Below are 13,733 nucleotides of genomic sequence, written 5' to 3' on the forward strand. Positions count from 1 at the left end.
GGCGCCAGACGGCGCATTTGGGCAAATGCCCGGCAAGCGAACGTGCGTTGCAACAAGCCGTGGTTAGCGCAGCCAGAGCCCCGGCGCAAGACTTTTACAGAAGCAATTCGACCAGTATCCGAGGGACCCTATCAAGCACATGCAATGATGTCGCGACAAATCCGCGCAAGCCGCTTCAGCGCGCATGGCTGACCACTGGAAACTGCATGGCTTTCAGGAGAAATGGCGCGAGTGACGGGGCTCGAACCCGCGACCTCCGGCGTGACAGGCCGGCACTCTAACCGACTGAGCTACACCCGCGCATTGATTGGCCACGTTGCGGCCGCGAGGATAAAGAGAACCGGACAAACGACAAATCGCATTTGCGTTTTACAAGACTTGAAATGGCGCGAGTGACGGGGCTCGAACCCGCGACCTCCGGCGTGACAGGCCGGCACTCTAACCAACTGAGCTACACCCGCAATTCATTTCAAGCAGTCCGGATGCCCTAGCACCCTCTCCAAAACGGCTGCCCGTTTCGATGAGCGGCTAACTACGGGGTTCGCCTTTTAGTGTCAAGCAGGTTTGGAGACAAAACCATGACAGTCCGCGAATTGTTTCGGTGGGTTGGATGCCAGACGAACAAAAGTCGGCACTTCCGTCTTCCGCAGCGATGCTCAGGCGCAGACGCAGTGCCTTCGAAACGAAGATGCCCGCCGCCCTTCCCTCGCCTTTCCACAGCCGAGGCGAGCCTGAGCGGCATTGCAAGACAAGGGACCACCACCAAAAAAATCAAAAAATCTTCACAAACACTCTTGCGGTTTTGCCGCGATCCGCATAGATCACGGCCACCAACGCGGCAGGCCGATCCGGCTTCGTTTGCGATGGGCGATTAGCTCAGTTGGTAGAGCGCCTCGTTTACACCGAGGATGTCGGCGGTTCGAGTCCGTCATCGCCCACCATTTCTAATATTTCCCGCTGCTTGTTCATCAGATTAGGCTTCCGAATTAGCTCGCTAATCCGGTCACGATCTGCGCAACGTGTTTCGTCAGGAGACACCTCATGAAAACCGTTGCCATCATCTCTGCGCTGCTTCTCGCTGGCGTGGCTGCACTGCCGTGCATTGCCAAAGAGCCCGCGCAAGAGGTTTTCCTGTCTGCCGGAGACCAGACGATCACGACCTCGGGAGAAACCCCGGCCCGAGAAGCCAGGACCTATCTCCTGAGAATGCCGTCAGATCTGCCGATTATTTTTTCGGTCGATGCCGACAATTCAGCCTGCAGCCTGGAAATCAAGAAAACCAGCCAGCGCGGCGTCTTAAGCACAATCAGCCGATTCCCCGCGTCTTTCAGAGACAGCGGTCAAAGTGGCGATGAATATACATTTTCGTTTTTCCAAAACCGGGTTTCATTTATGAGCGGCGCCCGATGTGCCTTCTCATTTTCTCTGACGCAGATGTGACATCGTGATCGGGGCGATGGAGCATGCCTCGTCGTTTGGAGGCCGCTCGTCGTCTGCCATTTCCTGCCTTCACCAGTTTTTTGTCCTCAGCGTAATCCAGACGCTTCCGCGACGGCTTTGCGGGCAAGCTCTCTGATGACGAGCTAGAGGCTTGGTGGGGGCTCGCTTTGCCCGCGCCCACCTCCGGAAACACAGATGCCGTGAAAGGCACTGACACGTGGCTAACGCTGGCACAAGCGCTATGCGTCGCCTCTTACGAAGCCCTCGCGACGGGTTAGCTCCCACACGGGGCATCTATATCTGCAGAGACTGTCGGCCTCGAATCGGGGCCGCGTTCGGCAACACGTTCCAGCGCAGCAAGGCGTCACGCCGGCAGGTTCACGTGCGGCCCCCGCCTGAAAGCCAGCACTCCACCAAACGGACTACTCCCGGCCGCCGCGCCACCTCCTATTGGGCGAATGGATAGGGGCCGGCAAAAGTGGGAGTATTCGTCGCCCGGAAAACCTCCGCGCTTGAAGGTTCATCACGCCTGGAGGTGTGCCATGAGGACCCTGCGCTCCGCATTGACGCTGTGCATCGCGATTGCCCTTTGCACACCAAGTGCAAGGTATGTCACCCTGCCCGGATATGCATTCAAGACGAACCCGACATGCCAGCGCCACGAACCAAAGACGAAATTCGACAAGAGGTGCGACTGGCCGAGAGTGGGCTTCAAGAACTTTACGCCCCCACTTGTGACCGTGCTTGGGATCTGAAGATCCTGCTCAGTTTCGCAGATCTTTGCAGTCCAGACTCGCTTGGGTAGCCCCGGGCATTTGTGCCTCTGTGACTGCGACAGAGTCTCCATGCCTTCGCTGGGATCTCCCCACCAAACTATATAGCACTTCGGAATCCCGAAATTGGTTGCGGGGTTGAAATCATTGCATGTTTTTTCCCGTCGACACCTCGCGAAACGCGGCAAATTTCGGGATGACGAAGCGGCATTTTTCCCGCGTCTTTATGAATGGCGCCTGATGCGCTTTCTCGTTTTCTCCGACTGAGATGTGAGAGCGCGATCGGGTAATGAACATCCCTCTGTCTGGTGGGGGCTCAGCCCCTACCGCGTCAGGCCTTCGCCAATTCCCTCTCCACAGCGGAAACCAGCCTCGAATCGTCGGCCGTCACATCGGGCGCGAAGCGGGCCGCGACTTTGCCGTCGCGGCCGATTAGGAATTTTTCGAAGTTCCAGAGGATGTCGTCCTCATCGCCGCCTGTCAGCCCATGGGATTTCAGACGTTCGCGCATCGGGCCGTCGCCCGTCGTCGCGGCACCCGACTTGGTCAGCTGCCGGTAAAGCGGGTGCTGGGCCTCGCCCTTGACCGAGATCTTCGAGAAGATCGGGAAGGTGACGTCATAGGTGCTGGTGCAGAAATCGAGGATCTCGGCGTCGGTGCCGGGCTCCTGGCCCTTGAAGTCGTTGGCGGGAAAGGCGGCAATGACGAAGCCGCGCTCGCGCTTTTCTCCATAGAGCTTTTCCAGCCCGTCATACTGCGGGGTTAGCCCGCATTTCGAGGCGACGTTGACGATCAGAATCACCCTGCCCTTGTATTCGTTGAGCGTGGTCTCACGACCATCCACAGTCTTGACCGGGATATCCAGCACATTGCCCGTCACAGGAACCTCCAATTTCGTAAGGATATGTATCGCGAAGCTTAGCGATATCGCCGCCCTTGTCATCAGCGTCGGGATCAACTTGGCTTCCACAGGACGCCGGTGCGGCTTCTGGCCGCACCGGGCCTCAGCACCTCAGGCGGGAGACGTTTCCTTCACATCGTCGAGCAGGAAGTGCACGACGAGATAATCCGTCTTGTAATGGCGGCCACTGTCCGACACGGAATCGACACTGCCGCCGTCCTTCGGGTGCCAGGCGTGGTAATGGGGATTGGTGGTGATCAGCGTGATGGCCTTGCCATCTCTTTCGCCAAGCCGGAAGCGCATCTCGGCGAGCGGCCAGATCCGCTCGTAATCCTGCATGGTGATTCGCGCCTTCAGCGCCTTGCGCTGCAGCGGCGCTTCGCCGGCCTCGGCTGGTGTTTCCAACATCACCTCCTTAGCTCCGCTGATGATGGCGTTGAATTCTTCAGGCCACATGCGTTTCATGAAATCGCTCCTCCCGAGGCTTTTTCGTCAGTTCACAGATGGAACTTAGCGGTTTGTTCGAAAGAAGCAAATTCCTGTCATGCGGTTGTCATCGGTGCCGGCTGCTCCTACCTTCCCGTCAAACCGCATCAGGGCCGTCGGTCGCCCGCAATCCCGAGATCAGAAATGAAGACACGTGAAGAAAGGCAGGCGCTCCGGGCGAGCATGCCGCGCACCCCGCTCAGCGCCCATCATATGGAAAACGCCCGGCTGCTGCCGGATCGCGGCGAATTGCTTTATCGGATCCCGAACGGCGGTATCGGCGTCGAGGTCGGAGCAGCCTTCGGCGAATATACGGCGGAGATCCTCGAAAAGAACCGCCCGGCGCAGCTCTACCTCATCGATCCCTGGTCGATGGATCGCTATAGCTCCGGACTCGATGCGATCCACACGAATTTCGCGGCCGAGATCGAGGCCGGCCGGCTGCATCTGATGCAAGGCACATCGCTCGAGAAGCTTGCCGAATTCGCGGACGATTTCCTCGACTGGGCCTATATCGATACAGACCATTCCTTCGAGCTCACCTGGCAGGAACTCCTGCTCTGCGAAAAGAAGGTGAAGCGGACGGGGCGTATCGCCGGGCATGATTTCTGCACCGGCAATACGGTCAAGCCGATCGTCTATGGCGTCGTCGAGGCGGTCACCAAGTTCTGCAAGGGTTACGGCTGGCAATTCGAGTTCCTGACGGTCGAATCGCACGCGCATTTTTCCTATTGCCTGAAGCGGCTCTGATTACGCCTGGCCGGAATATTGCTCGTCGCTGACCTTTTCCATCCAGTCGACGTGGCTGCCGTCCAGCGCCTCATGAATGGCGATGTGTGTCATCGCCGTATCCGGGGCAGCACCGTGCCAATGTTTTTCGCCCGGCGCGAACCAGACGGTATCGCCGGCGCGGATCTCGCGGATGTCCCCGCCCCAGCTCTGGGCGAGGCCCTTGCCCGATGTAACGATCAGCGTCTGGCCGAGCGGATGCGTATGCCAGGCGGTGCGGGCACCGGGTTCGAAGGTGACCGAGACCGCCCTCGCCCGTGCGGGTGCCGGCGTTTCCATCAGCGGATCCTGGCGAACGGCGCCGGTGAAATAGTCGGCCGGTGGCTTCGTCGAGGGGCGAGAGCCGACGGGTTTGATCTCCATGATCTTTCCTTTTCCATCCATGCGGTTGAAGCCTTGTAACAGAACGATATTTCATCGGAGCGACCAATCAAAGCCGGATCGACAATTGCCGTAAAGTCACCCGGCTGATAGTGCCATTGTCTTTCATCAGCGGGTCGCATCTTGCTTGAATCATGCGACGCGCTTTGGCGCTTTGTTTTTATGCATGCCGTTGTCCCGCACACGCCCGAGCGGCATGCAGTAGGGAGGATTTTTCATGAAACACCATGCTTTCGGCCGGATGCCCTTCACCGTCACCAATGTCGGCTTCGGCGCTTGGCAGATCGGCGGCTCCTGGGGTGATATCAGTGAAGCCAACGGACGCGCGGCGCTGAATGCCGCGCTCGATGCCGGCATGACATTCATCGATACGGCGGATGTCTATGGCGACGGCCGCTCGGAAAAGATCATTGCCGACGTGCTGAAGACGCGTGGCGACGAACGGCCGATGGTTGCCACCAAGGCCGGCCGCCGCCTCAACCCGCATGTCTCGGAAGGCTATACAAAGGCTAATCTTGAAGGCTTTATCGACCGCAGCCTGACGAATCTTGCCGTCGACAGTCTGGACCTCGTGCAACTGCACTGCCCGCCGCGCGACGTGCTTTACCAGCCTGAAGTCTTCGAGGGCCTGAACGTGCTGCAGAAGGCCGGCAAGATCAAGGGCTACGGCGTCAGCGTCGAAAAGGTCGAAGACGGGCTGAAGGCGATCGAATATCCCGGCGTCGTCAGTATCCAGATCATCTACAACATTTTCCGCCAGCGCCCCGATCACCTGTTCTTCCAGGAAGCACGCCGCAGGAATGTGGCGATCATCGCCCGTGTGCCGCTCGCCAGCGGTCTTCTCTCCGGCAAGATCACCCGGGACACACATTTTGCCAGCGACGACCACCGCAATTTCAACCGCAACGGCGAAGCCTTCGATGTCGGCGAGACCTTTGCCGGCGTTCCCTTCGAGGTCGGTCTGCAGGCGGTGGAAGAGGTGCGCAAGCTGGTGCCCGAGGGCGCCACCATGGCTGCCTTCGCGCTCCGCTGGATCCTGATGAGCGATGCCGTCACCGTCGTCATCCCCGGTGCCCGCAATGCCGAGCAGGCCAGGGCCAACGCGGCTGCCGCCGACCTTGCGCCGCTGTCAGCCGATGTCATGGCGGCAACGCGCGAGATCTACGAGCGGCTGATCGCGCCGCATGTGCATCAGCGCTGGTAGACGCCCAATACTCCGAATCAAAAAATGGCCGGGTTTTCGCCCGGCCATTTTTCTGTCGTGTAATTATAAGAAGCTCAGTTCGTGGCGGTCAGGTCGACCGGGAAGAACAGGGTCTCGCCGGAGGAGTCGCTGACGCCGTCATTGTCGGTGACCGCGTAGGGCTTGCCCGACGCGTCGAAGGTGAAGCCTTCGAGCTTGTCCAGCACATAGCCGTTGGTGGCAGACTTCAGTTCACCGAGGAAGTCATGGGCTTCGGCTTTCTTGACGACCGGCAGCTCGGCCCCGAGCTTGGCGGGCTTCAGGTCCGATATCGCGACCTTGTAGAGCTTCTTCAGCCTGGCGGCATCGCCGACGAGGTTGTCGCGCTCGATGATGTAGACGCTGTCGCCCTGTGCCGAAATCTCAGACAGGCCGACCCAGCCGCTTTCCGTCTTGTCGAGCGGATAGCGAACGGCCCCCCATTCCTTCTTCTTCGGATTGTAGGAGACGAGCTTGACGAAGCCCTTCTCGTCGTCGCTCCACTCGCGCTGGACCGCCATCCAGAGCGTAGTGTCGTCGCCGGTGCCGACAATGGTCACGCCTTCGAAGCCGTAGCGGATTTCGTTGGCGACGAGCTCCTTCGGCAGGGCGATCTCGGCCTTAATGTCGCCCTTGGCGTTGACGTTGTAGAGGGCGTGCGGGACGAGACGCTCGCTGTAGCCTTCCGAGGCCAGCCAGAAGGAGCCGTCGGCGGCAGCCGCGATGCCTTCGATGTCGAGCTTCTGGGCCGGTGCGCCGTCACGCTTGACAACGAGGGCGTCGGTGATGACAGCCGGCTTCTTGCTGGCATCGATCGTATAGATCGTCGGCTGCGAGCCCAGAACGCTGTCGCTGACGGCGTAGAGCATGCCCGGCTTGCCCGGAACGGCGGAGAGACCCGAAAGGGCTGCGAAACCGATCGGATTGCCGTCCTTCTCGGCTGAGACGATATGCGGATAGGCCTTCTCGCCTTCCGAGCGCTCGTAGATCATCACATGCGAACGCGTGCCGCCGTCCTTGCCGAGATCGACCTCGTTGGCGGTCGCAAGAAGATTGCGGGCGGGAATGGCGATCGCGCCTTCCGGCGAAATGCCTGATGGCAGCAACTGGACGAGTTCGGGATCGGCGCCGGTATCCTTATAGACGCCGACGACCGAGGCGCGCTCGGCGAGCAGGAAGAAATACTTGATGTCGCCGAACTCGGCGGCTTCGAGGCCTTCCGGCTCGACGCCCTTCGATCCCGAGCGGCTTTCCGGATAGTGGCCGATATGGGCGACGGCGCGTTCGAAGGATACGCCCGATTCGTAGAGAAGCTTGCCCGTCTTGTCGAAGATGGTGAAACCACGTGAGCCGCCCTGGTAGTCGCCTTCGTTGGCGACGACGAGGCGGTTGTCGTCCAGCCACTTCACGGCGTCGGGTTCGCGCAGCACGCCTTTGGCTTCGCCTGAGAATTTCAGGGCGCCGTCACGCTTGGTGTCTATACCGGTGACATCGACGCTGCCGGCGGAGAAATGCGTCTTCACTTCAGCCGTGTTGGCGTCGATGATGACGATCTCGTTATTTTCCTGCAGCGTCAGGGCAATCTCGTTCAGGCTGTTGAAGGCGACGAATTCCGGCTCCGGATCCTCCGGGGCGACGCCGGTAAGCCCGGTCAGCGCCACGTGCTTGATAGTGCCGCAATCGACGGTGCCGTTCTTGACCTGGAAGACGACGAGGTCGCCGGCCGGCATCTGCGGGATCTTGCCGTCATTGACGTCCTCGTCGCGCTCGTTTTCGATTGCGATGGTGCCGAGCGTCTTGTCCTTGTTGAGGGCGATCGAATCCGGCTGACCACCGAGATCGCAGGTGCTTTCGATCTTCTTGCTCGTCACGTCGACGATCGCGAGACGGCCCGAGGGCTTCGCCTTGCTTTCGGAGGTGTTGACGGCAACGAGCGCCTTGCCGGCGCTCGAGGTGACCGAAGTCGGCTCGCCGCCCATCATCAGCGCGCCGCCGGCCTTCGGGGCCTTGGCATCGGTAATGTCGATAAAGCCGATCGCGCCGAGCGGGCTGTCGCTATAGATCAGCGTGTTACCGTCGTCGGTCGCGGTGATGATTTCGGCGGAACTCACCGACAGCTTGTCCTTGTCGGCCGGCAGGTTCGCCGCAACCGGGAAGGAGGCGATGCGGTTGAAAACCGGTTCGGCCGCGGCCGGAAAAGCGACGGATGCGAGAAGCACGGCAGCAAGCGCTGCCTTGCACGATGAAATTGTCATGAAATCCCCCATGTGTCGAACATTCGAAACAGGAGTTTTCTGCGCGCGCGGTATGACAGAGGCATGACAGATGCGGCATTTTGTACCTGATCACGTCAGACTGGTTTGCGCTCCCGGCGCATCTCGTTTCGCATGATGAAAAGTGAAGCGGAGAGGATGAGCGCCGCTCCAAGCCAGAGGTAGCCCGCCGGCGCATAACCGAAGAACAGCCAACCGGCCAGCACGTTCAACGGCAGTTTCAGATCGTCGAACGGCTGGACGTAGGCGGCATCCGCTGCGGCATAGGCAAGCGTCAGCAAATACTGCGCTACAGCTGTCAGCAGCCCCGCCAGGAGGAACAGGGCAAGGGTTGCGCCTGTCGGCACTGCAAAGCCCGCCGCAAGCGCCAGCCCACCATTTATCGCGTCAGCAGAACGAGCAGCCAGACGGTGATCGTCTCCGGCCGTTCGATGCCCGTCAGGCTCTTGGTGATCAGCGGCGAGGCGCCCCACAGCAGCGCCGAAAGCACAGGTAAGAGAGCCGCCCAACCAAAGTCGTCCGACCATGGCTGCAGAATGATCATCGCTCCGGTGAAGCCCGCCGCCGTCGCAGCCCAGCGTGCCGGGCCGACGCGCTCACCCACCGCCGGTGGGGAGTTTCACCCCGCCCTGAGAACAGAAAGGTCGCAGATCAAAGCCCGAGCGGCGGCAAGGCCCGCCAAAACAAGAGGGGCCCGGCAAAGCCGAACCCCTCTCAAATCCTGCACAACCGGTCTCGTTTCCGGCTGGTGGATAATATCAGATCAGCCGTTGACGGCGTCCTTCAGGCCCTTGCCGGGCGTGAATTTCGGCACGTTGCGAGCCGGAATGTCGACTTCAGCGCCCGTCGACGGGTTACGGCCCTTCGATGCGGCACGATGAGAAACGGTGAAGCTGCCGAAACCCGCGAGGCGAATGTCGCCCTTGTTCTTGAGTTCAGCCTGGACAACGTCGAAAACCGCGTCAACAGCGGAAGCCGCGTCAGACTTCGTCAGTCCTGCCTTTTCGGCTACTGCGGACACGAGTTCATTCTTGTTCATGTTTCCACCCCTTTCTAAATGGTATGAAACGACTCAAAAGTAAGCTAGGCGCAGAATAGGTTTCATCAGGCCCGCCGAAAACCCAAAAGCCCTGCAAATCAAGGAAAAGCAAGCGTCTACATGACGTTTTCACAAAAAAGGCTGGCGTTTCCGCCAGCCTTTTTCCGTGTTTTGTCCCAATTGGGCATAAATGTGGCAAAGGCCACTCAATGCGCTATGGTTGCGCCTGTCTCATCGAGGCCTTCGACCGTTGCGATGACCGGCGTTTCCACCGTGCCGTCCCATTCGATCGGCTCCGGCCGCCGGATCAGCGCATGCTTGATCACCTCGCCCATGCGGGATACCGGGATGATCTCCATGTTGTTCTTCACGTTATCAGGAATCTCCGCCAGGTCCTTGGCGTTTTCCTCCGGAATCAGCACCTTCTTGATGCCGCCGCGAAGCGCTGCGAGCAGCTTTTCCTTGAGACCGCCGATCGGCAGCACACGGCCGCGAAGGGTGATTTCACCGGTCATGGCCACATGCCTGTCCACAGGGATGCCGGTCATGATCGAGACGATCGCGGTTGCCATGGCGACGCCGGCCGAGGGGCCATCCTTCGGGGTTGCGCCTTCCGGCACGTGCACGTGGATATCGCTCTTGTCGAAGCGCGGCGGCTCGATGCCGAAATCGACGGCGCGCGAGCGGACATAGGAGGCCGCTGCCGAGATCGATTCCTTCATGACTTCCTTCAGATTGCCGGTGACCGTCATGCGGCCCTTGCCCGGCATCATCACGCCTTCGATGGTCAGCAGCTCGCCACCGACTTCCGTCCAGGCAAGACCGGTCACGACGCCGACCTGATCCTCGCCCTCTGCTTCGCCATGGCGGAAGCGCGGGACGCCCAGATAGTCGGAGATGTTGGCGGCCGTCACATGAACCGACTTCGTTTTGCCCTTGATGATCTCGGTGACCGCCTTGCGGGCGAGTTTCATCAGTTCGCGCTCGAAGTTGCGGACGCCGGCTTCGCGGGTATACTGCTGGCTGATAGACATCAGGGCGTCGTCGCTGACTGAGAATTCTTCCGGCTGCAACGCATGTTCCTTGATGGACTTCGGCAGCAGGTGCCGCTTGGCGATCTCGCGCTTTTCATCCTCGGTGTAGCCGGCGATACGGATGATCTCCATGCGGTCCATCAGGGGTGCTGGAATATTCAGCGTATTTGCCGTCGTGATGAACATCACATCCGACAGGTCGTATTCGACTTCCAGATAGTGGTCCATGAAGGTCATGTTCTGGGCCGGATCGAGCACTTCGAGCAGGGCCGAGGACGGATCGCCGCGATAGTCCTGGCCGAGCTTGTCGATCTCGTCGAGCAGGAACAGCGGGTTGGACTTCTTCGCCTTCTTCATCGACTGGATGACCTTGCCGGGCATCGAGCCGATATAGGTGCGGCGGTGACCACGGATTTCGGCTTCGTCACGAACGCCGCCAAGCGCCATGCGGACATATTCACGGCCGGTCGCCTTGGCGATCGACTGGGCGAGCGAGGTCTTGCCGACGCCCGGAGGGCCGACGAGGCAGAGGATCGGGCCCTTGATCTTGGCGGCGCGGGCCTGCACGGCCAGATATTCGACGATGCGCTCCTTGACCTTGTCGAGACCGAAGTGATCGGCTTCGAGGATCTTCTCGGCATTGTTGAGATCTGCCTTGATCTTCGACTTCTTGCCCCAGGGAATGCCGAGCAGCCAGTCCAGATAATTGCGCACGACGGTGGCTTCCGCCGACATCGGGCTCATCTGACGCAGCTTCTTCAGTTCCGCATCGGCCTTTTCACGAGCCTCCTTGGACAATTTGGTCTTGGAGATGCGCTCTTCCAGTTCGCTCATCTCGTCGCGGCCTTCCTCGCCGTCGCCGAGTTCCTTCTGGATCGCCTTCATCTGTTCATTCAGGTAATATTCGCGCTGGGTCTTCTCCATCTGGCGCTTGACGCGCGAGCGGATGCGCTTTTCGACCTGCAGGACCGAGATCTCGCCTTCCATGAAGCCAAGGGCCTTTTCGAGGCGCTGCTTGACGCTGGTGGTTTCCAGCATCTCCTGCTTCTCGGTGATCTTGATCGACAGATGCGAGGCGACCGTATCGGCGAGCTTGGAATAGTCGTCGATCTGGCTGGCGGCGCCGACCACTTCGGGCGAAATTTTCTTGTTGAGCTTCACGTAGCTCTCGAATTCGGAGACGACCGAACGCGACAAGGCTTCCAGTTCGACCGGATCGTCATGCGGCTCCTCGAGCACATGGCCGAGCGCCTCATAGAAATCCTCGCGGCTGGTATAAGTGTCGATCTCGGCGCGGGCGCGGCCTTCGACGAGAACCTTCACGGTGCCGTCGGGCAGCTTCAGGAGCTGCAGCACGTTCGCCACGGTGCCGACATTGTGGATCGCGGAAGGATCCGGATCGTCATCGCTGGCGTTGATCTGCGTCACCAGCATGATCTGCTTGTCGGAACCCATGACCTCTTCGAGCGCACGGATCGACTTTTCCCGTCCGACGAACAGCGGCACGATCATATGCGGGAAAACCACGATGTCGCGCAGGGGCAGAACAGGGTAGGCAGTGCTGCTCGCTACAGACGTTTTCTTCGTCATTTTATGTCCTTTCCATCGTCCCGTTGCCGGGCTCTCTGCACGGCCGCTTGGGACCGGCCGGCACTCACTTGTTGCTACAAGTGGAGGTTCTAACTATGCTTTTCAAGCCACGCTAACGCCCGCGTCCCTCGGATGCGACAGCTTTATTACAACGGAACGCCAACACTATGAAGCGCGTGGCTGGACCGGCGCTTACCACTTCCGACCCGGCTAAATACAAACGCCAGCAAGAGGCTTACGGAATCATTGCATCATTGCCAAGCACGATCCCTTGCGCAACATCGGCAAAGGCAATTTCGGTTCCCACGGGCAAATACTAACAGTGCCTCGCATGGTTTTTCAAATAGAAAGGGGCCTGCCTATGGCAAGCCCCCAAAATAATCACGCGAAAGCGGTGAAGGTCACGCCGAAGCGTTGGCTTTTTCTTCCTGGCGATCGGCATAGATGTAAAGCGGACGGGCCGAACCGCGCACCACTTCCTCGGAGATGACGACCTCGCGCACGCCTTCCAGAGTCGGCAGTTCGAACATCGTATCGAGCAGGATCTTCTCCATGATCGAGCGAAGGCCGCGGGCGCCGGTCTTGCGCACGATCGCCTTGCGGGCGATTTCGCGAAGAGCGTCCTCGTGGAAGTTCAGTTCCACGTCTTCCATCTCGAACAGGCGCTGATACTGCTTGATCAGCGCGTTTTTCGGCTCGGACAGGATCTGGATCAGCGCGTCCTCATCGAGGTCCTCGAGCGTCGCCAGAACCGGCAAGCGGCCGATGAACTCAGGGATCAGGCCGAACTTGACCAGATCTTCAGGCTCCAGTTCGCGCAGAACCTCGCCGACGCGGCGGTCATCCTGCGACTTGACGCTAGCGCCAAAGCCGATCGAGGTCTTCTCGCCACGGGCAGAGATGATCTTGTCGAGGCCGGCAAAAGCGCCGCCGCAGATAAACAGGATGTTCGTCGTGTCGACCTGCAGGAATTCCTGCTGCGGGTGCTTGCGGCCGCCCTGCGGCGGAACGGAAGCGACCGTGCCTTCCATGATCTTCAGCAGCGCCTGCTGCACGCCCTCGCCCGAGACGTCACGGGTAATCGACGGGTTGTCGGACTTGCGCGAAATCTTGTCAACTTCGTCGATGTAGACGATGCCGCGCTGTGCACGCTCGACGTTGTAGTCGGCCGACTGCAACAGCTTCAGGATGATGTTTTCGACATCCTCGCCGACATAACCGGCCTCGGTCAGCGTCGTCGCGTCAGCCATGGTGAAGGGAACGTCGATGATGCGGGCAAGCGTCTGGGCAAGATAAGTTTTGCCGCAGCCGGTCGGACCGACGAGCATGATGTTCGACTTCGCCAGCTCGACTTCGCCGTTCTTGGAGGCATGCGCCAGGCGCTTGTAATGGTTGTGAACGGCAACCGACAGGATCTTCTTCGCCTGCCGCTGGCCGATGACATATTCGTCGAGGACCTTGATGATGTCCTGGGGCGTCGGAACGCCGTCGCGGGACTTGACCATCGAGGACTTGTTTTCCTCACGGATGATGTCCATGCACAATTCGACGCATTCATCGCAGATGAAGACGGTCGGTCCGGCAATCAGTTTCCGGACTTCGTGCTGGCTCTTTCCGCAGAACGAACAATAAAGAGTGTTCTTGGAGTCGCCGCCGTTGCTGCCGCTGACCTTGCTCATATCACTTTCCTTCCAGCACGCCGCATTTCAAGGCGAAATCGCGGTCCACTCTATCAGCTCCTGGCGGCACTCCGTTTCCGGAGCCTTTGCCGAGAAGGGCTTCAGGGGCTACGAACCGGGCCCAAC

General features: G+C 59.8%; 11 protein-coding genes, 3 tRNA genes and 1 pseudogene. 5 read left to right on the forward strand and 10 right to left on the reverse strand.

Features of this window, described 5'->3' with window-relative positions:
* Positions 1–223: 223 nt before the first annotated feature.
* Positions 224–300, reverse strand: a tRNA-Asp gene (locus RWJ89_RS16525).
* A gap of 84 nt (positions 301–384) precedes the next feature.
* Positions 385–461 (reverse strand) — tRNA-Asp (locus tag RWJ89_RS16530).
* Positions 462–865: 404 nt separating this feature from the next.
* On the opposite strand from RWJ89_RS16530, the gene RWJ89_RS16535 reads away from it, so the two are divergent.
* The 3 genes from RWJ89_RS16535 (at position 866) to RWJ89_RS16545 (ending at position 2,195) form a co-directional block, all read left to right on the forward strand.
* A tRNA-Val gene (locus RWJ89_RS16535) sits at positions 866–941 on the forward strand.
* Between the two features lie 100 nt (positions 942–1,041).
* Positions 1,042–1,440: a hypothetical protein gene (locus tag RWJ89_RS16540; RefSeq protein WP_131664226.1), complete on the forward strand. Its 399-nt coding sequence runs from the start codon at positions 1,042–1,044 to the stop codon at positions 1,438–1,440.
* A 542-nt stretch (positions 1,441–1,982) separates the two neighbouring features.
* The gene (locus tag RWJ89_RS16545) at positions 1,983–2,195 is read left to right on the forward strand and encodes a hypothetical protein (RefSeq protein WP_131664227.1); all 213 of its coding nucleotides are present in this window, start codon (positions 1,983–1,985) and stop codon (positions 2,193–2,195) included.
* 349 nt (positions 2,196–2,544) lie between these two features.
* Here the strand turns inward: RWJ89_RS16545 and RWJ89_RS16550 are convergent, their stop codons facing one another.
* Both RWJ89_RS16550 and RWJ89_RS16555 read right to left on the reverse strand, forming a co-directional pair.
* Positions 2,545–3,093: a glutathione peroxidase gene (locus RWJ89_RS16550; RefSeq protein WP_131664228.1), complete on the reverse strand. Its 549-nt coding sequence runs from the start codon at positions 3,091–3,093 to the stop codon at positions 2,545–2,547.
* A 132-nt stretch (positions 3,094–3,225) separates the two neighbouring features.
* Positions 3,226–3,579 (reverse strand): hypothetical protein, encoded by a 354-nt coding sequence (locus RWJ89_RS16555; protein WP_316031151.1) that lies wholly within the window; start codon positions 3,577–3,579, stop codon positions 3,226–3,228.
* Positions 3,580–3,744: 165 nt separating this feature from the next.
* Between RWJ89_RS16555 and RWJ89_RS16560 the strand changes: the two genes are divergently transcribed.
* Positions 3,745–4,350 carry a class I SAM-dependent methyltransferase gene (locus RWJ89_RS16560; RefSeq protein WP_316031152.1) on the forward strand — a complete coding sequence of 202 codons (606 nt, stop codon included), beginning with the start codon at positions 3,745–3,747 and terminating at the stop codon, positions 4,348–4,350.
* Here the strand turns inward: RWJ89_RS16560 and RWJ89_RS16565 are convergent, their stop codons facing one another.
* Positions 4,351–4,752, reverse strand: coding sequence for a (R)-mandelonitrile lyase (locus tag RWJ89_RS16565; protein ID WP_245503874.1), 402 nt, complete (start codon positions 4,750–4,752; stop codon positions 4,351–4,353).
* Between the two features lie 235 nt (positions 4,753–4,987).
* Between RWJ89_RS16565 and RWJ89_RS16570 the strand changes: the two genes are divergently transcribed.
* Positions 4,988–5,974: an aldo/keto reductase gene (locus RWJ89_RS16570; protein WP_131664230.1), complete on the forward strand. Its 987-nt coding sequence runs from the start codon at positions 4,988–4,990 to the stop codon at positions 5,972–5,974.
* A 74-nt stretch (positions 5,975–6,048) separates the two neighbouring features.
* Here the strand turns inward: RWJ89_RS16570 and RWJ89_RS16575 are convergent, their stop codons facing one another.
* From RWJ89_RS16575 to clpX, 5 genes and pseudogenes are all read right to left on the reverse strand, one after another.
* A complete protein-coding gene (locus tag RWJ89_RS16575) occupies positions 6,049–8,259 on the reverse strand; it encodes an esterase-like activity of phytase family protein (RefSeq protein ID WP_316031153.1) in 2,211 nt (736 codons plus the stop codon).
* Positions 8,260–8,342: 83 nt separating this feature from the next.
* Positions 8,343–8,869: pseudogene (ribN, locus tag RWJ89_RS16580) on the reverse strand (riboflavin transporter RibN); the annotation flags it as partial.
* Positions 8,870–9,028: 159 nt separating this feature from the next.
* Entirely contained in the window at positions 9,029–9,304 is a 276-nt protein-coding gene (hupB, locus tag RWJ89_RS16585; RefSeq protein ID WP_003547346.1) for a DNA-binding protein HupB, read from the reverse strand.
* Positions 9,305–9,510: 206 nt separating this feature from the next.
* A complete protein-coding gene (gene lon / locus RWJ89_RS16590) occupies positions 9,511–11,928 on the reverse strand; it encodes an endopeptidase La (protein ID WP_131664232.1) in 2,418 nt (805 codons plus the stop codon).
* A 401-nt stretch (positions 11,929–12,329) separates the two neighbouring features.
* Complete coding sequence (clpX, locus tag RWJ89_RS16595; protein ID WP_003547337.1) at positions 12,330–13,607, reverse strand: ATP-dependent Clp protease ATP-binding subunit ClpX; 1,278 nt, start codon at positions 13,605–13,607, stop codon at positions 12,330–12,332.
* Between the last annotated feature and the right edge of the window lie 126 nt (positions 13,608–13,733).

The sequence above is a fragment of the Rhizobium sp. 10PS4 genome, from assembly GCF_032464805.1.
Lineage (GTDB): Bacteria > Pseudomonadota > Alphaproteobacteria > Rhizobiales > Rhizobiaceae > Rhizobium > Rhizobium laguerreae.

What these genes read in the sequence shown, in the direction of transcription:
- RWJ89_RS16575 (WP_316031153.1), bottom strand. Translation starts at nt 8,259, where the DNA reads ATGGGGGATTTCATGACAATTTCATCGTGCAAGGCAGCGCTTGCTGCC.
- RWJ89_RS16565 (WP_245503874.1), bottom strand. Translation starts at nt 4,752, where the DNA reads ATGGAGATCAAACCCGTCGGCTCTCGCCCCTCGACGAAGCCACCGGCC.
- RWJ89_RS16555 (WP_316031151.1), bottom strand. Translation starts at nt 3,579, where the DNA reads ATGAAACGCATGTGGCCTGAAGAATTCAACGCCATCATCAGCGGAGCT.
- lon (WP_131664232.1), bottom strand. Translation starts at nt 11,928, where the DNA reads ATGACGAAGAAAACGTCTGTAGCGAGCAGCACTGCCTACCCTGTTCTG.
- RWJ89_RS16560 (WP_316031152.1), top strand. Translation starts at nt 3,745, where the DNA reads ATGAAGACACGTGAAGAAAGGCAGGCGCTCCGGGCGAGCATGCCGCGC.
- clpX (WP_003547337.1), bottom strand. Translation starts at nt 13,607, where the DNA reads ATGAGCAAGGTCAGCGGCAGCAACGGCGGCGACTCCAAGAACACTCTT.
- RWJ89_RS16540 (WP_131664226.1), top strand. Translation starts at nt 1,042, where the DNA reads ATGAAAACCGTTGCCATCATCTCTGCGCTGCTTCTCGCTGGCGTGGCT.
- RWJ89_RS16545 (WP_131664227.1), top strand. Translation starts at nt 1,983, where the DNA reads ATGAGGACCCTGCGCTCCGCATTGACGCTGTGCATCGCGATTGCCCTT.
- hupB (WP_003547346.1), bottom strand. Translation starts at nt 9,304, where the DNA reads ATGAACAAGAATGAACTCGTGTCCGCAGTAGCCGAAAAGGCAGGACTG.
- RWJ89_RS16570 (WP_131664230.1), top strand. Translation starts at nt 4,988, where the DNA reads ATGAAACACCATGCTTTCGGCCGGATGCCCTTCACCGTCACCAATGTC.